Raw genomic sequence first — 22,846 nt, forward strand, 5'->3', positions numbered from 1 at the left:
ACGCATCTTTTAACGTATACTTATTTTCAAAATGAAGATGCAATGAATCCCAATATCCCCGATAACACCCATCCCAGAATCGTCATTATAGGCGGCGGTTTCGGCGGCCTCAAACTGATAGCAAAACTACGCCGTCATCGCTTTCAGCTCGTTCTACTCGACCGTAACAACTACCATCAGTTTCAACCCCTTTTATATCAGGTAGCGACGGCCGGATTAAACCCGGGTTCCATTGCTTTCCCTTTCCGCAAAGATTTCCGGCAGATTCCTGATTTTCATTTTCGGATGACAGAAGTAAAGCGAATCCTCCCGGAAAAAAAACAGGTAGAAACAACAATCGGTGTCATCTCCTACGATTACCTGATCATCGCCGCCGGCACAGATACCAATTATTTCGGGATGCAAAACCTGAAAGCCCATGTCATGCCCATGAAAAGTGTCGTCGAAGCGATGGCCCTGCGTACAAAACTATTGAGCAATCTGGAAAAAGCGTTGATCACGGACGATCCGGCCAAACGACAACAACTCCTGAACATTGTTGTAGTCGGCGGCGGAGCCTCGGGTGTTGAAATTGCAGGTGCCTTGACGGAAATGAAACGCTATATCTTCCAAAAAGACTACCCCGATCTGGGAGGTGGGGTTTTCAATATCTATCTGATAGAAGGCTCTCCCCGTCTGCTCGGCAATATGTCGGAACAGGCATCGCAAAAAGCCTGTCATTTCTTACAGAAAATGGGGGTAAATATACGATTGAACACAAAGGTTACCGGTTATGAAAACGACTGTATCTTGTTCGAAAGCAACGAAAAACTCCCAACCGAAACTGTCATTTGGGTCAGTGGCGTAACCGCCAACCGGTTCGGAGGTATTCCGTTAACCTCTGTCGGTCGCGGAGGACGTATTCTGTGTAATGAATTCAATCAGGTAAAAGACCTGACAGACATATATGCCATAGGCGACATCTGTCTTCAAACCGAAGATAACTATCCCAACGGACATCCGCAAGTTGCCCAAGTTGCTATCCAGCAAGGTAAATTACTCGCTTCCAATATAATAAAAACAAGACAAAACAAACCTCTTACACCTTTCCATTACCGGGACAAAGGCAGCCTGGCCACCGTAGGGCGAAATAAAGCCGTTGCCGACCTTCCGTATCTGAAAACACAAGGCTTCATCGCCTGGTTCTTATGGATGGCCGTACATTTACGCTCCATTTTAGGCGTCCGGAACCGTCTCGAAATTCTGCTCAACTGGATGTGGAACTATTTTACATACGATCAGGCCATCCGTCTGATCTTTACTCCGATACACGGGGATGAAGAAGAAAAAGAGAAAAACTGTAAATCGTAAATTTAAAATTCAGTCAGTGGTTCTTTCATTTTCCAATAAAGGCCATTCCGGGTCATACACATGAGCCTCTTCCATCCGTTTTTTCAATTCCTTTACCTTCCGGGGATACTTCGTCAATAAATCCGTTTTCTCCGAAGGATCTGCAGCCAAATTATACAATTCATACTTTGAGGCCTCTCCCTTAGAAGCATTCAGCCGTATCAACTTCCAATCCCCCTGGCGGACAGCCTGACGTCCTCCCAGTTCCTGAAATTCAAAATAAAAATAATCGTGTTCCTGTTGTTTCCCTTTTCCGGTAAGCAAAGGCATCAGACTAATCCCGTCCGTCGCTTTCACCTTACCTCCGGTCAACTCGGCAAAAGTGGGCATCATATCCCAAAAAGAGCACATAAAATCCGTTTCCCCCTGCTCCACGACACCCGGCCAAACCGTAATAAACGGCACCCGGATACCTCCTTCGTACACATCCCGTTTATATCCGCGGAATCCACCGTTACTATTGAAAAAATCAGGGTCGGCCCCTCCCTCTTTATGGGGTCCGTTATCGCTGGTAAACACGATAATCGTATGCTCATACAATCCGAGCTCTTTCAACTTGTCAACCACTTGTCCTACATATACATCCAATCGGTATATCATGGCTGCAAACGTTGCATGAGGTTCTGTCTGAGAACAATATCCTCCCTTGCGAAAAGCAGCGCATCCCTCATCACATCCCTTGTATGGAGTTTCCGGATACAAGCCTCTGAATTTCTGTATAATACTGTCTTCCGGAACAATCAATTCCGCATGAGGTATGACATAAGGCAGAAATAAAAAAAACGGTTTATCCTGATTCTCATCGATAAACCTCAAAGCCATCTGATGAATCGTATCCTGGGTATACACTCCGAACCCACCGTCATTATTTCCCGGCAACTCCACCCTTTCCTGGTTATGCCACAAATGATCGGCATAATAATTATGCGCCAGCAACTGACAATTAAATCCGAAAAACTCATCTATACCCTGGCGGTTCGGATCGCCCACAGAACCGGGAGAACCCAATCCCCATTTTCCGAAAGCCCCGGTAGCATATCCTGCATTCTTAAATATTCTGAAAATAGATTCCATATTTGCAGGTAAAGCAGCCTGTCCTTCCGGCTCCACCTCTTTATTTCCCCGGATCGGAGCATGTCCGGAATGCAAACCGGAAACCAAACAAGCCCGGGAAGGAGCACTGACCGTAGTTCCTGAATAACACTGAGTAAACCGCATCCCTTCCTGTGCCAAACGATCGATATTGGGTGTCTCGAATTTTTGCTGCCCGTAACAACTGACATCCCCGTAACCCAGATCGTCAGCTATGATAAACACGATATTCGGAATTGGCTTTTCCTTTTCGGCTGCCATAGTTGTAAATGACACCAAATTAGCTGTCCCGAAAAGACACACCGGTACGATAATTTTACTATTCATTCTCAAAAATATTACAAATTATCTACAAGTATACTAAATTTTTCCCAATTAAAAACCGAAAACGTTGGATATCCGTAAATGACGCGAAAATATTGATTGAAAGCGATTTTTCACTTTCAGGGTTTCGTTTTCTTCTCTTTTTATTGTAACTTTGCGACCCTAATTTTATAAATACAAAATGCAGAATTTAAGGAACATTGCCATTATCGCGCACGTCGACCATGGTAAAACGACCTTGGTGGATAAAATGATCCTGCAAGGCAAACTATTCAGAGAAAACGAAAAACAAGGAGGTGACCTGATCCTCGACAATAACGACCTCGAACGCGAAAGAGGTATCACAATTCTTTCTAAAAACGTATCAGTCCGATACAAAGACTATAAAATAAATATTATTGATACCCCGGGGCACTCGGATTTTGGCGGAGAAGTTGAACGGGTATTGAACATGGCCGACGGAGTAATTTTATTGGTAGATGCTTTTGAAGGCACCATGCCGCAAACCCGCTTCGTATTGCAAAAAGCCCTGAACCTGGGTAAAAAAGCAATTGTCGTCGTTAATAAAGTAGATAAACCCAATTGCCGCCCGGAGGAAGTCCAGGAAGAAGTATTCGACCTCATGTTCTCCCTGGGAGCTACAGAAGAACAATTGGATTTTGTGACCATATACGGAAGTGCCAAGCAAGGCTGGATGTCGACGGACTGGAAACATCAAACGACAGATATCACCCCGTTACTGGACGCCATTATCGAAAATATACCCGCCCCTCAGGCTGCAGAAGGAACAGCTCAGATGTTGATCACTTCTTTGGAGTATTCCTCTTACATCGGCCGGATCGCCGTCGGCAAATTAACGCGGGGAACTTTAAAAGCCGGACAAGCTATCACTCTTTGTAAGCGTGACGGCTCTCAGGAAAAAAGCCGTATCAAAGACCTGATGCTGTTCGAAGGCTTGGAAAAACAAAAAGCAGAGGAAGTAAAAGCCGGAGAAATTTGCGCTATCGTCGGGATTGAAGGTTTCGAGATCGGAGATACGATTGCTGATTATGAAAACCCGGAAGCACTCCCTCCGATTGCAATAGACGAACCGACGATGAGTATGTTGTTTACAATCAACAACTCGCCGTTCTTCGGTAAAGACGGTAAATATGTCACTTCCCGCCACCTCAAAGAGCGACTGGATAAAGAACTGGAAAAAAATCTGGCCCTCCGCGTACAGCCGGGCACCAGTGCCGATTCTTTCGTCGTTTTCGGACGGGGCGTACTTCATTTAAGCGTATTGATCGAAACCATGCGCCGGGAAGGCTATGAGCTGCAAGTCGGCCAGCCGAAAGTAATCATTAAAGAAATTGACGGCAAAAAATGCGAGCCAGTTGAAGAACTGACAATCGATATTCCGGAAGAATATTCCGGGAAATCCATCGAAATGGTGACAAAACGAAAAGGCACGCTGAACAATATGCAAACCCGTGAAGACCGGGTACATCTGGACTTCGATATCCCTTCCCGGGGTATTATCGGTTTACGCAGTAACTTATTGACTGCTTCCGCAGGAGAAGCCGTTATTGCACACCGCTTAAAAGGATTCGAGCCTTACAAGGGAGACATCGAAATGCGCATAAACGGTTCTCTGATAGCCATGGAAACCGGTGATTCATTCGCCTATGCCATCAATAAATTACAGGACCGGGGAAAATTCTTTATCGAACCGGGAGAAACAGTTTATGCCGGGCAGGTAATCGGGGAAAGCACCCGTCCCGACGACATTGTCATCAATGTATGTAAATCCAAGAAACTGACAAACATGCGTGCAAGCGGTTCTGACGAAAAAACAAATATCGCTCCCCCTATCAAATTCAGCCTGGAGGAAGCCCTCGAATACATTCAGGAAGATGAATACGTAGAAGTCACGCCACATGCCATGCGGTTGAGAAAGATTTATCTGGACGAGAACGAACGTAAACGCCAGGAAAAATCGAAAAGCAGTACCAACGAATAATTCATTGTTATTCCGATACAAAGAGGCTGTAGTTTTTACTACAGTCTCTTCTTTTTATACCTAAACGATAAAAATCAAAAAGAGAAATGTAAATTTCAGACCGCTCCGCGAAGGAAGTTGCAAAACCCATCAAAAATCTCAACAGGTCCGGTTTAACCATCGGTTTGACTTCTTTTCCAGGACAATCCTGTCCCTCTGTCGTTCAAGCCTATCCATCATATAATTCTCATTTTTTTTGTTTTTTTTGAAAATATATACCTATATTTGTAGAAAGTGTAAGCTAGATAATTGTTTTATTATAAAAACAGAAATCGATTCAACAGTGTTGTTTTCAGGAAAAAAAGAGGACAACGGTAATTTAATTTGCGAAAAATATTCAACAGACAAATAAAATTTAAAAACTATGAAAGGCGTACTCATACTTATTCTAACGATTTTACCCATTATTGCTTTTTCTCAAAAAAAGAAACAAAGGTTAGCAGACCAGGATACGGAAAACTGGCGTTACGAATTAGAAGCTGTAAATGTAGGGATACAAGGAACTTGCTTGGTAAAAGTGTGGAGTTTTTCTAAAAATCCGACGATTGCCACAAACCAGGCCCGTAAAAATGCCGTTCATGGAGTTATTTTTAAAGGGGTTCCGGCTAAAGAACGGATTCCGGGCAAAAAGCCGTTGGTGCAAAACGCAGAAATCGAAAAACAAAATGCTGATTTCTTCAAATCCTTTTTCCAAACCAATGGCGGCGACTATATGCGTTTCGTAACATTGACGAATAACGGGGCCATCGCCGCAGGAGATATCATGAAAGTCGGGAAAAAAGAATATAAAGTCGGTGTTGTCGTAACGGTACAATACAACGATTTAAGAAAATATCTGGAAGAAAAAGGAATTGTAAAAAGATTAGATGCGGGATTTTAAACTTAGAACTATGAAAAAGACATTTATCAATATCATCTTTTTGTGTGTATTCACCTTAACGGGCTTTTGTCAGGCAAAGAAACCGACAATCATGGTTGTTCCGAGCGACGTTTGGTGCTATCAGAACGGATTTGTAAAAGAATACGACGATATGGGCAGCAAAAGCACCATTTCAGACTACAAAGCCGCATTGTTGAAAAATCCGGATTTAACTCTGGCTATCAGTAAAATAGGTGAAATGATGAGCGAGCGGGGTTTCAACCTGAAAGTTCTTGCCGATTGTTTAAAAGCATTGGATACAGAGGCCGCTGAAGAAAGCGTTTCCATGACAGACCAGGGAGGTATAGCCGAATCGCCGATCGACAAATTACGCAAAGTCGCAAAAGCCGATATCTGGATGCAACTGATGTGGACTGTCAACAAGAAAGGCCCCCAACATACATTGACATTTAATTTACAAGGTATCGATGCCTATACAAACAAACAAATTGCTGCAGCTTCCGGTACAGGAGAACCCTCTTTCAGTGTCGAACTACCGGTTTTACTGGAAGAAGCAATCATCGGTCACATCGATCAATTCAACAGCCAGTTACAGGCACATTTCGACGATTTATTCGAAAACGGACGGGAAGTGTCTCTGGAGTGTAAACGAACCAATGATTCGGACGTCAATTTCGAATCGGAATTTGACGGAGATGAGCTTAGTTTCCTGATCGAAGACTGGATGGCACAGAACACGGTAAGCGGCCGTTTTTCGACTTCCGACGTTACCGAAAACAGAATGAAATTCGAACAGGTACGCATACCGATGGTCAATGCCAACGGACGTGCCCTGGATACCCGCAATTGGGCCAACGAGCTTCGGAAAGCACTGCGGACCAAGTACAACATTAAAGCCAAATTATCGACCAAAGGTTTAGGTCAGGCTTACATCATTATCGAAGGTAGTCAACAATAAAATTACAAAGTCATGAGGAAATTTTTATACGGTATAGCCATCCTGCTTCTTTGCTCATTCTACAGTCAGGGACAAGAAGTTCTGAGTGCCAAAGAAATGGTAGCCGTAACTCCTGTAGTTCCTGACGGACTGGATTTGCCGGATTATGCCAAAAAGGCCCTGGAGCATAAATTAATCCAAATCACCACACAAAACGGTTTCGGTTCGATCTCCGGTGAGATTGCTCTGACAGCCAATGTCATAACAACCGACAAACAAGTGACAGGCACTATCCCGGCTCAATATGTAGTAAGCCTGGAAGTATCCCTGATCGTGGTTAATGTTTTGGAAGGGACAATCATCAACGAAATTGCCGTACCTCTGAAAGGGATCGACAAAGCAGAAAACCGGGCTATCACAATGGCTTTCAACAATCTGAACCCTCGTAGTCCGGCCATTCGGAATTTTATGAACCAATGCCGGAAAAAAATCATCGATTACTATACGACCCGGATACCGGCTTTGACAGCCAAAGCCAAATCACTGGCAGACCGTACAGAATACGATCAGGCCCTGGCCGTACTGGCCTCCGTTCCTGAAAGCGTGGACGAATATCCGGCTATTGCCGATCAGATGGTTGCCATTTACATGAAGAAAATCGACAAAGACGGAACGGCGTTTCTTCAAAATGCAAAAGCCAAATTAGCACAGCACGACCTTGAAGGCGCATTGAACGAACTCATCCGTATAGATCCATCCAGCAACTGTTTTGCAAAAGCAACCGAGATGATCGATGCAATAAAACAAAAGGCTGACGAAAAAGAGAAAGCGGAATTAGAACGGGAAATGCAACAACTGGAAGCTGAAAAAGAAGCTCAGCAAAAAGCGCAGGAGAACCAGGTCATGCTAGAGAAACTACGTATAGAAGCAGCTAAAAAAGCAGGAGAAAATTACACGAGAACTTCTTCCTCAGACATGGAAAAACAGGTCAGCAAATGGTTTCTGGAAAGATTCAAATAATACCCGATTGTTGACAAACAACAACTCAAAAACCGAACTACTATGAAACATATACGCGTTTTATCACTGCTTCTTTTTATCGGAATACTTCCTTGTACAGCACAATTGAAAGTTGTTCAGAAAAGTGCCAAAAAAACACCGGTATGGGTAAATACAACCCAAAAAGACTACATCGTCACCTCTGCCATTGCAGACAATATAGAAAGGGCGAAAAACGAATGTATGGATAACATCCGTAAATACGTCATCGATGCTGTAGCTCAAAATGTAAAATCCTCCAGTGAAAGTACGATCAACCAGGAGTCTGTCAACAGCGGCATCGTCAATTTCCTGGACTCATACACCTACACAGCTCAGACCCAATCTGCCAACCTGCCTTATCTGACAGGAATTTCCGAATCTAAAATAGAAGAAGCTTATTGGGAAAAAAGAGAGGATAAAAAAACAAAAGAAATATCCTACCTGTATTGTGTAAAATATCCGTTCCCGAGTCTCGAACTGAAAAAACTCGTTCATGAATTCCAGCGCAAAGACAACGAAATGAATGAAAAATACAATACACTGGAAGAACAATATGAGAACATCACCTCTGTCGCGCAGATCGATAAAGCCGTCACAGACCTCAACAGCCTCATCCGGTATTTTTTCGACGATGTCAGAAAAGAGGCTGCCAGAAACTTACAACGCAATTACAGACAACTATACAATGAAATCTCTATTCACGAAATTTCCAACAAACTGGGGTGTTATTGTCTTGACCTGCAATTGAGAGGAAAAGCCATAAAAGTTTCACAACGGCCTGTCGTAAAATCAGCAACATTGACACAAATAAGACCGGAAGCAGAAGAAGACCACTGGAATATCCATTATAATTCCGAAACCTGTGATCCGACAGAAGAAAACTTTGCTACAATAACTTTCAAATTGGGAAACAAAAACTTATCCCAAACATTTTATATCGATCCCGAACAGGATAAAGTAAAAGTAATTTTAAGCAAAGACGTCTACCTGACAGCGGAAACGAAGACCGACTCTACCTTAACCAACATTAGTATTCGCATAAACCTCGAATCCAAAGCAGCTTATACCATCGACAACATTACCTTAAATGTTCCGGGATTAAGCATGCCGTTATTTATTGACAATTTAAATCAGACTGTTTCCAAAGGTACACAAACGGTTAATATCGATTATAACGGTGAGGTAGAATTATTAGAGAAACAAAACAACAGGATGAATCTATTAAAAGGCCATCTGGAAATCAAAAATACGGAAGGAATTTCCAAACGTATTGATTTTTCCCTTCCTTTTAAAGCAAATTGGTAACAAATAACTCAAATTATCGACTATGAAAACTATTGTAAAAGTATTAGTATGCTCATTGGCATTGGTATTTGCCTGTTCAGCAGTTGAAGCACAAACCAGTAATAAAAAACTGAAAAAAGACCTGAAAAGTAAAGTAGAAAAAGACTGTCGTAAAACAGCTAAGAAATTAGAAAAAGAAGGCTGGAAAGTTATGCCCGGTAAGCTTCCGATGGAAAGACAAATCCAGGACAGCCGTTATGCCGAACTCGACAAGGATAACAAAGGTGAAAAATTATACTTTACCGGTACACATAAAGCAACGGGCGGTAATTATTCTGCCGCTAAAAAAATCGCTGACGACCGCGCCCGGATGGAAATTGCAGAACACATCAATACCACACTTTCGGGTCTTGTAAAAAGTAAACTTTCTACCACCAACTACGGTGAAGACGATATCGAAACGATCGACGAGTTTGTTTCTACCAATAAAAACCTGGTATCCGCCTCTTTAAAGGGAGTATTTCCTGTATTGGAAATATACCGTGAAAAAGGAAACGGCGTCGTGGAAGTGCAAGTAATGGTAAAAACCAATGCAGCCGACGCTCTTAAAGCAGCTAAAAAGGTGTATCGCGATGAATTATATCAAAAGTCAGAGAAATTAGCTCAGGAACTGGATGAAATCTTACCGTACTAACAGTAATTATTCTTCCGGATCATAAAATTTAAAAAGGAAATATTTCAAAATATTTCCTTTTTAATTTTAACTTCATATCTTTGCCTATAGTATTTGGTGTTTGTCTCCAAGTCTTTAGAGATGAATGAAAAGGGAACCGGGTGAAATTCCCGGACAGTACCCGCTGCTGTAAGCTTCCTCAAGGAAAGACATTCTCTGCCACTGTTATCAAACGGGAAGGCGTCTTATTCCGGAAGTAAGTCAGAAGACCTGCCAAATACGGATTTGTAGCTTTCGGGACAAAAGCACAAGGTCATATCAAGCCTGCACTTGTTATTTCCTATTTTTCCCCCGAAAAAAAGAAGCCCGGAGAAAGAAGAATAACTGTAGCTGAAATTCTTTCCCGGGTTTTATTTCAATTTGCCGCAGTATCCCTGCTCTCTTCCCGGGCCGGCTTTACAGGAACAGGGTTCTTTTTCCGGTATTTACATATCAGGCCTTTCAACTGTACAATTTCATCTTCCGTTAGTTCTCCGGCCTTAAAAAATTCAATCGTACACTCTTTATTGATCCACAACACGACAAATTTATTATTGACATCTCCCAATTTCCAGGCCCGGCTCACGGTGTGATCCGGATCATTGTATACATAGGCCTGTGTTCCTGCGATCTCCTTTCGGATCATAAAACGCAACAAAGAATTAGCCAGCAAAGGAGCATCTTTCAAATTAATAATACCATACGATTCAATATTTTCATCGGTAAAAGGATGTTTTCTGAAATAATTCCGCAATACCCTGTTCTGACTCGGATGATCGGGGTCTACGTAAAACAACAGCAAATGCTTCTCTCCCAGAAACGGCAATTGAAGCGGTTTATTATAAGCATCATAAATCGTAATCGGGCATACCTTCTGGCCTACCTGTGCTCTTCCGATACAAACACAGCAAATAAAAGATAGAAGAAGGAAAAAACGCCCCATCTTTAAAATTGATTACAAAAAATTAAACATTGGCATCATTATTGCGTATGAGTGAATACACAATAATATTTTTTTTACAGCAAAATGTGTGCTAGACACAGTAAATCGTCAACAAAAAATGTCAACACGTAGCATTTATATTGCATTCATTTTTAATCTGTTCTCCTTTCAGGGAATTTGTCAGGGCAATGAACAAACTCAGGATAGCCTGATCATTCAATACCAGGATACCTTAAAAAAACAAAATATCTTTCACCGCATATATAAATATTTTCAGGAATCAAACGAAACGACAAAAGAAAAAAAATTCGATTTTTCCATCATCGGAGGTCCGCACTTTGCCAGTGACGTAAAATTGGGCTTAGGACTTGTTGCATCGGGATTGTACCGCATAGACCCAACCGATCTGTCGATATCACCTTCCAATGTATCGTTGTACGGTGACATTACCACTACCGGATTTTACCTGTTGGGAGTACGGGGCAATACAATTTTTCCCCATGCAAACTATCGGCTGGATGCAAATATATATTTCTTTTCATTTCCCAGTAAATATTGGGGAATCGGATATGAAAACGGCAGGCAGGAGCACCACTACACAGAATACAAAAGAAAAGAAGTACAGGTCAAATTGGATTTCTTAAGAAAGATCGCAACCAACACCTACGTCGGAATTACAGGTATGTACCGACACGTCAATGGAAAAGATTTCAATAATATCAGTTTCCTAAACGGAGAACGAAGCGACATCAGCACTTTCGGCGGAGGACTGCTCATCTCTTACGATTCCCGGGATTTCATTCCCAATCCCTATTCCGGTTCTTTCGTCAAACTGGAGCAATTGTTCTTCCCTTCTTTTCTGGGAAACAAATACTCTTTCAAACGTACGGAAATTGTTGCCCGTCATTACGCTAAATTGTGGAAAGGAGCAATCTTAGCCTCCGACCTTCAGGGGATATTCAACTATGGCGATACCCCCTGGAGCATGGTTGCCCTGATGGGTGGTCCCTATCAGATGAGAGGTTATTACGAAGGTCAGTACCGGGACAACGATTTGATTCAGGCACAGGTAGAATTACGCCAAAAAATATACAACCGTCACGGTATCGCCGTTTGGGGCGGAGCCGGAAATATTTTTCCCGAAGTGAAAAAATTCAAATGGAGTCATACCTTGCCAACATACGGACTCGGCTATCGCTGGGAATTCAAAAACAGAGTCAATGTCCGACTCGATTACGGTATCGGAAAAGGTCAGACCGCTTTTTACTTCAGTATTAACGAAGCATTCTAGATTTTAACAACAATATGTATCGCTTTTTCAAATTATTTTTTTCTAATCCCTATCGGTTATTCTGGTTTTATGTCGGTATGAGCCTCATACCGAGCGTATGCCTTATATTTACCGAACCGTTTTCCTTTATGGGGAAGGTCGTACTCATTACTTTCCCGTTCGGACTTTACATTTTTCTGCTTTCTTTATCCAAAAATACGGGAAAAGTGCAGCTTTTTCTATTCCCGCTGTTGTTTTTACATGCTTTTCAGCTTGTACTGTTCTATCTATTCGGAGAGGCCGTCATAGCAGTAGATATGTTTCTCAATCTGGTAACAACAAATGTCAGCGAAGCTTCCGAATTACTAGACAACATCTGGCCGGCGGTCGTGATCGTATGTTTGTTATACCTTCCGACGACAGCCATTGCCGCCGTAGCCTGCAAACGCAAAGTATACCTTCCGTCACCGTTTCGGAAAAAAATGATCATAAGCGGAGCCTTCCTTATATTGATTTCCTATGGCCTGACATTTACAGCGATAAACAAAAATACAGCACGTTTCACGCTACATGAAGATGTATATCCCGCCAATGTCATATATAACTTAGGATTTGCTGCTCAAAAATGGTCCCGCAGCGAAAAATATCCCGAAAGTTCCCGGAATTTTACATTCCAGGCCCGGAAAGACATACATCCGCAAAAAAGGGAAATATACGTTTTGGTTGTGGGAGAAGCCAGCCGGGCGGGAAATTGGAATCTTTGCGGATACGAACGGGAAACGAATCCCTATTTGAGTAAAACCCCCGGTCTTGTTTTCTTCCCGGATGCCATTACCCAATCGAACACGACACATAAAAGTGTCCCTTTGATTTTATCCGCAGCCTCTGCAGAAAATTATGATGTCATATATACCCAAAAGAGCATTTTGGAAGCATTCAAAGAAGCCGGATTTACAACCCTATTCCTGTCCAATCAAATCCCGAACCGCTCTTTTACAGACTTCTTTGCAACACAGGCTGACTACCGCCACAATATCCGCACCGACGGAGGAGAAAACCTCATCACTCACAATCATTTTGACGGCGACCTGCTCCCTATCGTCCGGCATTACCTCGATTCTTTACCGGGAAACCTGTTTTTCGTACTCCATACCTACGGTTCTCATTTCAATTACAAAGAACGTTATCCCCAGTCATTCTCCAGATTCCTTCCCGACAATGCGACCAAAGTGGCCGTAAGCAACAAACAGGAACTGATCAATGCCTACGATAACAGTATTTTATACACGGATTATTTCTTACACCAATTGATCGAATCGCTCCAGCAAACCGAAGACTGCACAGCCCTATTTTACACGGCCGATCACGGGGAAGACTTATTGGATGACAACCGGAAGCGGTTTTTACACGCATCTCCGAATCCGACTTATTACCAATTACACATTCCGATATTTATTTGGATGTCGGGAACCTATCAGACAGCTTACCCGGAAAAAGCCGAAGCCATCAGCCAAAACCTGACGAAACCGGTCGCAACGGACGCAGCATTTCATACCGTACTGGATATGGCTGCAATCCGGACACCCTATCTACAACCGGATTTATCACTTGCCAATACGGCATTTAAAATCACAGACCGAATGTACCTGACCGACCACGACAAACCGATATTCTTTTACAATGCCGGATTAAAACCCCAGGACAAAAGCATGATCGAAAGAAGAAACATATACCACGGAAAGAAATTTTAAAATTTTTGATTTACGATTCCAGACACCTTTCCTCATCACAAACCTGGAGATTGGGTAAATAATAATGAATCTGGTTATGACAAAATCATTGCTAATTAAAATTTTCCGATCTTACCCAAGAACCGGTTTTCTCACAACAATCTAAAATCGTAAATCAAAAATCTATTTAGGGTATCCTACCGGATTATTCAAAAAGAGCTGCTGGCTGTCTTTCAATTTAAGAGAGGCCCGCAACTTATCCTGATCCATTGACATACGAGGAACGGTTACCAAACCGGTTCCCGCACAAAAAATCGCAATATTTTGAGAGACAATCCCGGCATCTATAGCTCCTGTCATCATTTGGTGCTCTCCTTTTCCTCCGAACTTCGAAAGATCAGATACCAAAACCAGACATACCGGAGCCGTTTTTACCCATTCCTGCCCACCTGCCACAAAAGATCTTAAATCATCCGGAGACACCGGCTTCAAAACACGGTTCACGGCATCGTAGAGGTAAGCTCCATCGGCCCGGCAAACATACACATCAATATCCTGGCGATTCATGGCAGACGGCGCCGTACGCTTTCCCGATTCCGGTCGGTTTATACCGTTTGTTGCCCATAACAAATCGGATAAATCCTGTAAGCTCAACTCTTTATTTGCAAATTCCCGGTCCGATTTACGTTGCTCGAATGCTTTCATAACCGGTATCCCCCTGTCCTTGTCCGGCGCATTCAATTTTATCTCTTTCATTTCCTGAGCTTTCCCGGTAAGAGAAAACAAACAACATACCGTTAATAATAAAACAGAATCCTTCATACTATCGTGTTTTAAAGATTTAGTCTTGTAAAGATAAAGGAAAACTTTTTATTTTGACTCTCCGGATAAACACAAATCCGTTTATTTACCGGAACAATTATACCCACTTATCTGGAAAGCACGCATACTTTACGCACTTCCCGCCGTCCCCCATCCGAATATACAATGCATCCGTAAATCACATAGATTCCGGCAGGCAACAAACACCCGTCCCCGGATGTACCATCCCAAGAAAATCCGATGCCTGAATAAACCGGGACACGGTCGGCTATTTTACGGACACACCTGCCCCGGACATCATACACCGACAACTGCAATACAAACTCCCGGTCCGGAACCGTGATTTTTATCTCTAATTCATCTTCCAATCCATCCCCATCCGGAGTAAATACTTCCGGAACACATTTCATAAATTCCCCGTCATTTCTTTCTGACAAAATCTTTCCGGCCCGGTTAGGCATACCCGGACTTCCGAATCCGTTTCCGGCATCCCCTCCGGCCGAAGTCCATTTCCCTTTTCCTGGCATACCGGTATTACTCCACCCTTTTTCCAAAGCTATCCCTTTTGTTTGGGTAACCATCGGATGATGCAAAAACTTACCGTATGTAACCTCATCGATGACCTCCCGGTTCCGATTTAGCACAACCACAACACCTCCATCATCGGCATAAGCCAGTTTTGCAGGCAACACAACACAGTTTTCCATATGATGATAAGAATAAGCCATTGCAATAGCCGCTGGATTAGAACATATCCACACCAATGCTCCGGGTTTCAAAACCTCTTCCGATTTCACAATCGGTTTTACAGCAATCAGACTTCCGGTTCTATCCCTTTTACCGATATAAATTTCACATAACGCAATATCTTTATTGCCGGAATTATACAGTTCAAGATACTCCGCATCGGCAGGTACAGCCTCATAGAGAATTTCATTAATCAACAAATCGCCTTTACCCGGTATTTTTCCGGCTTCCTGTGAAAACACAACAACTACAGACAACAACAAGCAAAAACAAAGACCTACTTTCTGTCCTCCTGGAATATAGCCAGAAACAGAAAAAATAAAAAGATAAAAAAACAGTATCATTACTTCGGCTTTTAATTCAAACTCCCGGTCTATGTATCGCAAATTGAACAAAATTTCCACCCATTTACAATTCCACCTCCTTATTCAAATTGTAAATTGTAAATTACCTGGTAAGCTGATTTATTACCGGATCTGTTTCACCTAATACCGTAAATCCGGAATCAACCATTAAAATATCCAACATTCTGCATAAATTTTAACCGGAGAAACACGCTCTCCCTACACACCTGTAAATCAAACATCATCTTCAATCGTAAACCGGCAACCACCTTCCGTTTCCCCCTACCTTATCCTCAATCTTCAATTTAAAATCTAAAATCTACAATCCCTGATTTTTTAAATTTACGAAAAAATCCGGTCGCATTCAATAGTATTCCTTATTCCATACAAAATGTTTCATTTTAAACATATCCGGTATCTTCTGAAAAATACATCAATTAAATTTCTGATACTTACTCTATTTACTACTTTTGCAAATATGAATAACTGAAATTTTAAGACATTTTATTCCAATTTAAAAAGATGAAAATAGCAATTGTTGGGGCCAGCGGAGCTGTAGGACAAGAGTTTCTGCGAGTGCTGGATGAACGTAATTTTCCGATAGATGAGCTCGTACTATTCGGTTCGGCAAGAAGCGCCGGTACAAAATATAATTTTCGGGGGAAAGACATTGAAGTAAAACTTTTGCAACACAATGATGATTTCAAAGGAACAGACATTGCTTTTACCTCCGCAGGAGCAGGTACCTCTAAAGAATTTGCAGAAACAATCACACGTTACGGCGCTATTATGATCGACAACTCCAGCGCATTCCGGATGGAAGAAAACATTCCTCTGGTTGTACCGGAAGTCAATCCCCAGGATGCTTTAAACCGGCCGAAAGGAATTATTGCGAACCCGAATTGTACCACGATTCAAATGGTTGTCGCCCTGAACGCCATTGAAAAATTAAGCCATATCCGGCGGGTACATGTATCCACTTACCAGGCCGCAAGCGGTGCAGGCGCAGCAGCCATGGAGGAACTTTATACGCAATGCAGACAAATATTAAACGGAGAAAAACCGACGGTGGAAAAATTTGCTTACCAGCTTGCCTTCAATCTGATACCTCAGGTTGACGTGTTCACCGACAACGGTTATACAAAGGAAGAAATGAAAATGTATCACGAAACACGCAAAATTATGCATTCTGATATACAAGTCAGCGCTACCTGCGTTCGTGTCCCTTCTTTAAGAGCGCATTCCGAAAGCATCTGGCTGGAAACCGAGCAACCGGTTACCGTCTCTGAAGCACGCCGGGCTTTTGAAAACACGGACGGCATCATCCTTCAGGATGATCCGGCGACAAAAGAATATCCGATGCCTCTCTTTATCTCCGGCAAGGACCCCGTATATGTAGGGCGTATCCGCAAAGACCTGACGAATGAAAACGGTTTGGCTTTTTGGGTGGTCAGTGACCAAATCAAAAAAGGAGCCGCTTTGAATGCCGTTCAGATTGCGGAATACCTATTGACACAACCCGGGCAATTCCACAAATAAATCTTATTTTACAATGCTTTACTTCCGTTAAAGTAAAGCATTGTAAATAACCCTACAAATCTTGCAAGCACCAGCGAACCGGCGCCGCAACATCTTTCAAAGGACTGCAAACATAGCATTTATAACCTTCCGCTACCGGACATTCCCGGATATTTAACGTCAGTAAATGTCCTCCTTCGTAAATCAATGCTTTACCCGGAAAGATATTTACCTGAAAAGAAGACAATGGACAAGTCAAACCGGTACCTTTATATTTTAGAAAACTTTCTTTAACCACCCAGATATCATAAAACAAACTCTCATTTTTAAACTTCCCGTTTTCCAATAACCGGACTTCTTCCGGATGAAAAAAACGACGGGCGACCTCATATCGGGGAGAGGCAATCTTCTCGATATCGATGCCGACTTCCGCATCTGAAAAAGCACAAACAATATAAGTCCCTGAATGGGAAATATTAAAATATACCAGTCTCTCTCCTTCCAGATAAGGCTTTCCGTGCTCGCTTCTCTGTATTCGACAATCTTCTTTTTCCATTCCGAACAATTTTCTTAAACCGGACCATACCATCGCCTCTCCCAACAAACGGGTAAGCCGCACTTTGTCATTCCGAAATGACATTGCTTCATCAAAAGTTGCCCGCTTTACCCGGGATTCGAAAAAGGACAAGCCCGGTTTCTCCCCTAAGGCAGAATCTATTTCCAGATAAAATATGCTCAACATGCCTTGAAAATTTCACAAAATTTATAATAATGCGAATACAAAATAAAAAAGTAAAATCATATCTTTGCAAAAGAGGAAGGATAAAAATAGGAATTAAGTGGTATTATTCAAATAATTAACATTTATCAACAGCTTCGTTTGTTTTTTAACGTTTCATTTAAAAAAAACGTTTGAAATATTGGAAAGTTGTCCGAATTTCTATATTTTTACCCGCTGTAAGTGAGATGTAATAAAAATACAAATTAAATTTATATCATGGAAGTAAAAAAGGCACCGAAAGCAGATCTTGAAGGGAAAAAAACACTTTTCTTTGAGATTGGTCTTGTAATTGCTTTGGGTATTTTGTTATATGCTTTCGAATGGAAAAGTGAAACGTCCAAAATGAAAGATTTAGACACAACTGCCCAGATGCAAATAGAAGATGAAGTTATTCCCATTACCCAGCAGAATACTCCTCCTCCTCCTCCTCCTCCTGCAGCGCCCAAACTGGCGGACTTGATCAACATCGTAGAAAACGATCAGGATGTGGATGATGATCTGGAAATTACCGATGCTGAAGACGAAACAGAAAATACGGTCGTTGATGTTACCAGTTTCGATGACTTTAAGACTGAAGATACGGGAGAACAGGAAATCTTCCAGGTGGTAGAAACGATGCCGGCATTCCCGGGGGGAAGTCCTACCGCATGGGTGAACAAAAATATCAAATATCCGGTATTGGCCATGGAAAACGGTATTTCCGGTAAAGTATACATTCAGTTCGTTATCGAGAAAGACGGTAGTATTACTGACGTAAAGGTAGCGAGAGGTGTAGACTCATCATTGGACAAAGAAGCTGTTCGTGTGGTAAAGAGTATGCCCAAATGGACTCCGGGAAAACAGAGAGGTAAACCTGTGCGTGTGGCTTACACGTTGCCTATCAATTTCCAGTTAACCAACAACTAATACAAGTTTCACATAATATGTAAGGGGCTGTCAGTAATGTCAGCCCCTTCTTGTCTGAAATGCTTTTGTCTTCGCACAGAAACTTTAGGACAGGATATACGTTCATATAAATTGTAATTTCAGGTTGTAACTTGTAAATTACTTGGTGACCTGACGCGTTATCAGATTTTTAATCTAAAACCTACAATTAAACATTCCACTTAGCAAGACATTACATATATGAGTGAATATTTTTATACAGAGAAAGAAGCAGAAAGAGCGATTTTAGTCGGAGTTTCCCTCCAGGATGCAGGGATCAGCTATGAAAGGATGAACGAATATTTGGATGAACTGGCGTTTTTGGCAGAAACAGCCGGAGCCCAAACCGTAAAAATATTTACACAAAATCTGGATAAACCGGTCAACAGTACGTTTATCGGAAAAGGTAAATTGGATGAAATTCGTCAATATATAGAAGAACACGGAGCCGAGCTGGTTATCTTCGATGACGAACTCTCTCCGACCCAACTCCGGAACATCGAAAACGAATTGAAAGGCGTCAAAATACTCGACCGCACCAACTTAATTCTGGATATATTCGCCAATCGGGCCCGTACAGCACATGCTAAAACACAGGTAGAACTGGCACAATATCAATACTTATTACCCCGTCTGACCGGCATGTGGACCCACCTCGAAAGGCAAAAAGGAGGTATCGGTCTGAGAGGTCCGGGAGAAACAGAAATTGAGACCGACCGCCGGGTCATCCGGGATAAGATTACCCGCCTGAAAGAACAACTGTGCCGGATCGATAAGCAAATGTCCACTCAGCGCAAGAATCGGGGAAAACTGGTAAGGGTGGCTTTGGTCGGCTACACCAATGTCGGAAAGTCGACATTAATGAACCTACTCAGCAAATCGGAAGTGTTTGCTGAAAACAAGCTTTTTGCCACCCTGGATACCACCGTCCGGAAAATTACAATCCGTAACGTGCCTTTATTACTTGCTGACACCGTAGGCTTTATCCGGAAACTGCCTACTCATCTTATTGAATCCTTCAAATCGACACTGGACGAAGTCCGTGAAGCCGACGTCATCCTGCACGTCGTAGATATTTCCCACCCGCAATTTGAAGATCAACTGAAAGTCGTTAATGAAACATTGGCGGAATTGATACCGGACCCCAAACCGACAATCATCGTTTTCAATAAAATCGATGCCTTCACTTACATTAAAAAAGACGAGGACGATCTGACACCGGTAGAACGGGCAAACTACAGCCTGGAAGATTTAAAACAGATGTGGATGTCCAAACAAGGCCGTGAAACCGTCTATATATCTGCTGCCCAAAAAGAAAATATCGAAGAATTAAAAGACAAATTGTATTCAATTGTCAAAGATATCCATTCGGCCCGTTTTCCATACAACGAATTCCTGTATACGGAATATACGGACGAAACAACTACGGGCAAGGAAAATCCGTCAATGTAATTTCTTTTGCCACAATTGTGGCAAAAGAAATTATCCATACCAACCATATACATCCACTATTGAGCCAATAAAAATCCAAAATCAAAAATAGGAAACAAAGGGCGTTTTTCTGTGGTATAACGACAAATATAAGGTAACATTAACAGCATCTGAAAAGCACAAAAAAGCTCATTTTTCTTCTCTTCCGGAATTTTAACGTCGGCCCGTTCGGCATACTTCTTCAAAGCATATTCAAAAATCATATACTCGTATCTGCTTTGATAATTCCCTTCCAGGTATTTATCCAAAGGAATAAGAATATGCCAACATTTAAGCAAATCTTCAGGCACTTCATCCCAAAGGGCATCCGGATGTTCATCAATAAAGCTAAAGCTCATTCGGAGAATTTCTTCAATAGTCATAGCTCTGGTTTTAGGTAACATTCGCATATGACCAAAAGAAAAGTTAGCGCGGAACTTGCATCTTCTACTCAACGGCACCTGGCAGGCCTTGGGAACAAAGAGCAAGCCCACGCTAACATGACTATAGCGCAGGCGTTGCACACATCCCCGATTCCCATTCTAAACTAACCAGGTTTTTTGAGTAGGGTCTATGCGAACGTAAATATATAACATTCTACACAATCTTGTGCAAATGTAAAGAAATTTTTTATACTTTCAATGAAATTATTTTACTATCACCAAATAATAATTCTTTTTACCGCTTTGAGCCAAAATATATTTTCCATCGATCAGATAGCTATCTGAAACGATGGTTTCTTCTCCGACCTTCTCTTTATTAATACTTATCGAATTTGCCTTTACAGCTCTTCTCGCTTCACCTTTCGACGACATGATCTGCGTCTTTTCTGCCAAAAAATCAATAATAGAAATACCATTTTTTAAATCTGTAAGGGCTATTTCAAACTGGGGTACACCTTCAAAAACAGACAAAAACGTCTTTTCGTCTATTTTTCGCAAGGTTTCGGATGTTGCATTCCCGAATAAAATCTGGGAAGCCTCCAAAGCCGAATGATAGGCTTCTTCACCGTGAATCAGACATGTAATTTCCTTAGCCAAAGTCTTCTGCAATTTTCTAAGATGCGGAGCTTCTCCGTGCTCGACAATCAAAGCATCGATCTCTGCGGGAGGCAAAAGCGTGAAAATTTTTATATAACGGGCAGCGTCATCATCCGTAGAATTCAACCAAAACTGATAAAACTGGTAAGGAGAAGTACGTTCCGGATCCAGCCAAATATTTCCGGATTCCGTCTTGCCGAATTTCTTACCGTCGCTCTTTGTCATCAAAGGCCACGTCAAGCCATAGGCTTCCAGTCCCTCCTTACGACGGATCAATTCCCCGCCTGTCGTTATATTGCCCCACTGATCGGATCCCCCCATTTGCAACATACAATCATAATTTTTCCGAAGATAAAGAAAATCGTAGCCCTGTACCAATTGGTAAGTAAACTCCGTAAACGACATCCCATCGGCATATTCACCATTCAAACGGCGTTTTACCGAATCTTTGGACATCATATAGTTCACCGTAATATGCTTACCGATTTCCCGTATAAAATCCAGAAACGAAAACTGCTTCATCCAATCGTAATTATTCAGCATAATAGCCGCATTGGAAGCAGAAGAATTAAAATCGATAAAATGGGAAAGCTGAGCCTTAATTCCGGCCATATTTTGCTGTATCGTTTTTTCATCGAGCAAATTTCTTTCCAGAGACTTGCCGCTTGGATCCCCGATCATACCGGTGGCACCACCGATAATAAAAATCGGTTTATGACCGGCCATCTGAAAATGTTTCATCATCATAACGGATACCAAATGTCCTACATGCAAAGAATCCGCCGTAGGGTCTATCCCGACATAAGCCGTCGTTTGCCCTTTTGCCAACTGTTCTTCTGTACCCGGCATAATATCGTGTATCATGCCTCTCCACTTTAACTCATCTACAAAATTCATGATTATATTATATTATTTCAACATTCATACATACCGGCCTTCCCAACCATCCCCCCGTCAAAACCGGATCATATTGTACATTTGTTGTGCAAAGTTAAGAAAAGGATTATAAAACAAGCTGTTCTCCTTCACCTCTTTATTCATAAACTGGAATTTATCGTCCAAAGCGTCTGCAATCAAAAGAATAATACACAGGATAACAAAGGATTTAGCTATGCCCAAAACAGTCCCCAATAGCTTATTAACCAATCCCAGCGATACGATATCCACTAATTTCGTCAGCATTTTCCCCAAAAGATAAATGGCCACGACAACCAGCAGGAAGGTCACACTCAAAGCGATATACGATAAATATTTGGAGGATATATCCAGAAAATCCCGCAAAATATTTTCCGTATAATCCGAAAATTTAATCGCAACATATACACCCAGAATCAGCCCCAACAAGGTCGCAACCTCAATGACAAATCCCCGGGAAAATCCTTTATAAGCGCCATAAAGCAAAGGCAAAAGCAATAAAATATCGAGGTAATTCACAATATTTAAATTTATCTGTTGCCAAAGATAAGGAAAAGTTCAGAAAATCCATCCTTTTCACCCGCCAGGACAGCAGCAGAAATGAAAGTACATTCAGAATTTTAAAGAGTTTTACTATCTTTG

Annotated in this window: 20 protein-coding genes and 1 riboswitch; of the genes, 12 read left to right on the forward strand and 8 right to left on the reverse strand. The window is 42.0% G+C overall.

Annotation, left to right across the window (positions count from 1 at the left end):
• Positions 1-42 precede the first annotated feature (42 nt).
• A complete protein-coding gene (locus tag BN8908_RS13580) occupies positions 43-1,350 on the forward strand; it encodes an NAD(P)/FAD-dependent oxidoreductase (RefSeq protein WP_068691158.1) in 1,308 nt (435 codons plus the stop codon).
• 9 nt (positions 1,351-1,359) lie between these two features.
• On the opposite strand, the gene BN8908_RS13585 is transcribed toward BN8908_RS13580, so the two are convergent.
• Positions 1,360-2,808 carry an arylsulfatase gene (locus tag BN8908_RS13585; protein WP_068691160.1) on the reverse strand — a complete coding sequence of 483 codons (1,449 nt, stop codon included), beginning with the start codon at positions 2,806-2,808 and terminating at the stop codon, positions 1,360-1,362.
• 178 nt (positions 2,809-2,986) lie between these two features.
• On the opposite strand from BN8908_RS13585, the gene typA reads away from it, so the two are divergent.
• The 6 genes from typA (at position 2,987) to BN8908_RS13615 (ending at position 9,682) form a co-directional block, all read left to right on the forward strand.
• The gene (gene typA, locus BN8908_RS13590) at positions 2,987-4,807 is read left to right on the forward strand and encodes a translational GTPase TypA (protein WP_068691162.1); all 1,821 of its coding nucleotides are present in this window, start codon (positions 2,987-2,989) and stop codon (positions 4,805-4,807) included.
• Between the two features lie 403 nt (positions 4,808-5,210).
• Positions 5,211-5,726, forward strand: coding sequence for a hypothetical protein (locus BN8908_RS13595; protein ID WP_021989381.1), 516 nt, complete (start codon positions 5,211-5,213; stop codon positions 5,724-5,726).
• 10 nt (positions 5,727-5,736) lie between these two features.
• Positions 5,737-6,684 carry a DUF6175 family protein gene (locus BN8908_RS13600; protein WP_068691164.1) on the forward strand — a complete coding sequence of 316 codons (948 nt, stop codon included), beginning with the start codon at positions 5,737-5,739 and terminating at the stop codon, positions 6,682-6,684.
• 12 nt (positions 6,685-6,696) lie between these two features.
• A complete protein-coding gene (locus BN8908_RS13605; protein ID WP_068691165.1) occupies positions 6,697-7,683 on the forward strand; it encodes a hypothetical protein in 987 nt (328 codons plus the stop codon).
• A 42-nt stretch (positions 7,684-7,725) separates the two neighbouring features.
• A complete protein-coding gene (locus BN8908_RS13610; RefSeq protein ID WP_068691167.1) occupies positions 7,726-9,009 on the forward strand; it encodes a hypothetical protein in 1,284 nt (427 codons plus the stop codon).
• 22 nt (positions 9,010-9,031) lie between these two features.
• Positions 9,032-9,682 (forward strand): hypothetical protein, encoded by a 651-nt coding sequence (locus BN8908_RS13615; RefSeq protein ID WP_021989385.1) that lies wholly within the window; start codon positions 9,032-9,034, stop codon positions 9,680-9,682.
• A gap of 77 nt (positions 9,683-9,759) precedes the next feature.
• Positions 9,760-9,953, forward strand: a riboswitch (cobalamin riboswitch).
• Between the two features lie 123 nt (positions 9,954-10,076).
• Here the strand turns inward: BN8908_RS13615 and BN8908_RS13620 are convergent.
• Positions 10,077-10,643, reverse strand: a complete 567-nt coding sequence (locus BN8908_RS13620; RefSeq protein ID WP_068691169.1) for a YtfJ family protein — start codon at positions 10,641-10,643, stop codon at positions 10,077-10,079.
• Positions 10,644-10,761: 118 nt separating this feature from the next.
• On the opposite strand from BN8908_RS13620, the gene BN8908_RS13625 reads away from it, so the two are divergent.
• Positions 10,762-11,934 (forward strand): BamA/TamA family outer membrane protein, encoded by a 1,173-nt coding sequence (locus tag BN8908_RS13625; protein WP_021989387.1) that lies wholly within the window; start codon positions 10,762-10,764, stop codon positions 11,932-11,934.
• Between the two features lie 128 nt (positions 11,935-12,062).
• Positions 12,063-13,664, forward strand: coding sequence for a phosphoethanolamine transferase family protein (locus BN8908_RS13630; protein WP_235837440.1), 1,602 nt, complete (start codon positions 12,063-12,065; stop codon positions 13,662-13,664).
• A 162-nt stretch (positions 13,665-13,826) separates the two neighbouring features.
• Here BN8908_RS13630 and BN8908_RS13635 read toward each other — a convergent pair whose 3' ends face one another.
• Together BN8908_RS13635 and BN8908_RS13640 are read right to left on the reverse strand one after the other, a co-directional pair.
• Entirely contained in the window at positions 13,827-14,465 is a 639-nt protein-coding gene (locus BN8908_RS13635; RefSeq protein ID WP_021989389.1) for a SagB/ThcOx family dehydrogenase, read from the reverse strand.
• A gap of 107 nt (positions 14,466-14,572) precedes the next feature.
• Complete coding sequence (locus BN8908_RS13640) at positions 14,573-15,556, reverse strand: lamin tail domain-containing protein (protein ID WP_148453336.1); 984 nt, start codon at positions 15,554-15,556, stop codon at positions 14,573-14,575.
• 522 nt (positions 15,557-16,078) lie between these two features.
• On the opposite strand from BN8908_RS13640, the gene BN8908_RS13645 reads away from it, so the two are divergent.
• Positions 16,079-17,095 (forward strand): aspartate-semialdehyde dehydrogenase, encoded by a 1,017-nt coding sequence (locus BN8908_RS13645; RefSeq protein WP_068691175.1) that lies wholly within the window; start codon positions 16,079-16,081, stop codon positions 17,093-17,095.
• Between the two features lie 52 nt (positions 17,096-17,147).
• On the opposite strand, the gene BN8908_RS13650 is transcribed toward BN8908_RS13645, so the two are convergent.
• Positions 17,148-17,816 (reverse strand): 4'-phosphopantetheinyl transferase family protein, encoded by a 669-nt coding sequence (locus BN8908_RS13650; RefSeq protein ID WP_068691177.1) that lies wholly within the window; start codon positions 17,814-17,816, stop codon positions 17,148-17,150.
• Between the two features lie 255 nt (positions 17,817-18,071).
• Between BN8908_RS13650 and BN8908_RS13655 the strand changes: the two genes are divergently transcribed.
• Both BN8908_RS13655 and hflX read left to right on the forward strand, forming a co-directional pair.
• Positions 18,072-18,761, forward strand: coding sequence for an energy transducer TonB (locus tag BN8908_RS13655; protein ID WP_021989393.1), 690 nt, complete (start codon positions 18,072-18,074; stop codon positions 18,759-18,761).
• A 219-nt stretch (positions 18,762-18,980) separates the two neighbouring features.
• Positions 18,981-20,231 carry a GTPase HflX gene (gene hflX / locus BN8908_RS13660; protein WP_021989394.1) on the forward strand — a complete coding sequence of 417 codons (1,251 nt, stop codon included), beginning with the start codon at positions 18,981-18,983 and terminating at the stop codon, positions 20,229-20,231.
• A 56-nt stretch (positions 20,232-20,287) separates the two neighbouring features.
• Here hflX and BN8908_RS13665 read toward each other — a convergent pair whose 3' ends face one another.
• From BN8908_RS13665 to BN8908_RS13675, 3 genes are all read right to left on the reverse strand, one after another.
• The gene (locus tag BN8908_RS13665) at positions 20,288-20,773 is read right to left on the reverse strand and encodes a hypothetical protein (RefSeq protein WP_147379494.1); all 486 of its coding nucleotides are present in this window, start codon (positions 20,771-20,773) and stop codon (positions 20,288-20,290) included.
• A gap of 123 nt (positions 20,774-20,896) precedes the next feature.
• Positions 20,897-22,186 carry a tyrosine--tRNA ligase gene (tyrS, locus tag BN8908_RS13670; protein WP_021989397.1) on the reverse strand — a complete coding sequence of 430 codons (1,290 nt, stop codon included), beginning with the start codon at positions 22,184-22,186 and terminating at the stop codon, positions 20,897-20,899.
• Positions 22,187-22,243: 57 nt separating this feature from the next.
• On the reverse strand, positions 22,244-22,723 hold the full coding sequence (locus BN8908_RS13675) for a CvpA family protein (protein WP_021989398.1): 480 nt from the start codon (positions 22,721-22,723) through the stop codon (positions 22,244-22,246).
• Positions 22,724-22,846 lie beyond the last annotated feature (123 nt).

Source organism: Culturomica massiliensis (genome assembly GCF_900091655.1).
GTDB classification, from domain to species: Bacteria; Bacteroidota; Bacteroidia; order Bacteroidales; family Marinifilaceae; genus Culturomica; species Culturomica massiliensis.

Coding starts and splice junctions, on each gene's coding strand:
- BN8908_RS13605 (WP_068691165.1), top strand. CDS start 6,697: ATGAGGAAATTTTTATACGGTATAGCCATCCTGCTTCTTTGCTCATTC.
- BN8908_RS13610 (WP_068691167.1), top strand. CDS start 7,726: ATGAAACATATACGCGTTTTATCACTGCTTCTTTTTATCGGAATACTT.
- BN8908_RS13625 (WP_021989387.1), top strand. CDS start 10,762: ATGTCAACACGTAGCATTTATATTGCATTCATTTTTAATCTGTTCTCC.
- BN8908_RS13600 (WP_068691164.1), top strand. CDS start 5,737: ATGAAAAAGACATTTATCAATATCATCTTTTTGTGTGTATTCACCTTA.
- BN8908_RS13635 (WP_021989389.1), bottom strand. CDS start 14,465: ATGAAGGATTCTGTTTTATTATTAACGGTATGTTGTTTGTTTTCTCTT.
- BN8908_RS13645 (WP_068691175.1), top strand. CDS start 16,079: ATGAAAATAGCAATTGTTGGGGCCAGCGGAGCTGTAGGACAAGAGTTT.
- BN8908_RS13640 (WP_148453336.1), bottom strand. CDS start 15,556: ATGATACTGTTTTTTTATCTTTTTATTTTTTCTGTTTCTGGCTATATT.
- BN8908_RS13595 (WP_021989381.1), top strand. CDS start 5,211: ATGAAAGGCGTACTCATACTTATTCTAACGATTTTACCCATTATTGCT.
- tyrS (WP_021989397.1), bottom strand. CDS start 22,186: ATGAATTTTGTAGATGAGTTAAAGTGGAGAGGCATGATACACGATATT.
- typA (WP_068691162.1), top strand. CDS start 2,987: ATGCAGAATTTAAGGAACATTGCCATTATCGCGCACGTCGACCATGGT.
- BN8908_RS13580 (WP_068691158.1), top strand. CDS start 43: ATGAATCCCAATATCCCCGATAACACCCATCCCAGAATCGTCATTATA.
- BN8908_RS13655 (WP_021989393.1), top strand. CDS start 18,072: ATGGAAGTAAAAAAGGCACCGAAAGCAGATCTTGAAGGGAAAAAAACA.
- BN8908_RS13620 (WP_068691169.1), bottom strand. CDS start 10,643: ATGGGGCGTTTTTTCCTTCTTCTATCTTTTATTTGCTGTGTTTGTATC.
- hflX (WP_021989394.1), top strand. CDS start 18,981: ATGAGTGAATATTTTTATACAGAGAAAGAAGCAGAAAGAGCGATTTTA.
- BN8908_RS13585 (WP_068691160.1), bottom strand. CDS start 2,808: ATGAATAGTAAAATTATCGTACCGGTGTGTCTTTTCGGGACAGCTAAT.
- BN8908_RS13615 (WP_021989385.1), top strand. CDS start 9,032: ATGAAAACTATTGTAAAAGTATTAGTATGCTCATTGGCATTGGTATTT.
- BN8908_RS13650 (WP_068691177.1), bottom strand. CDS start 17,816: ATGTTGAGCATATTTTATCTGGAAATAGATTCTGCCTTAGGGGAGAAA.
- BN8908_RS13630 (WP_235837440.1), top strand. CDS start 12,063: ATGGGGAAGGTCGTACTCATTACTTTCCCGTTCGGACTTTACATTTTT.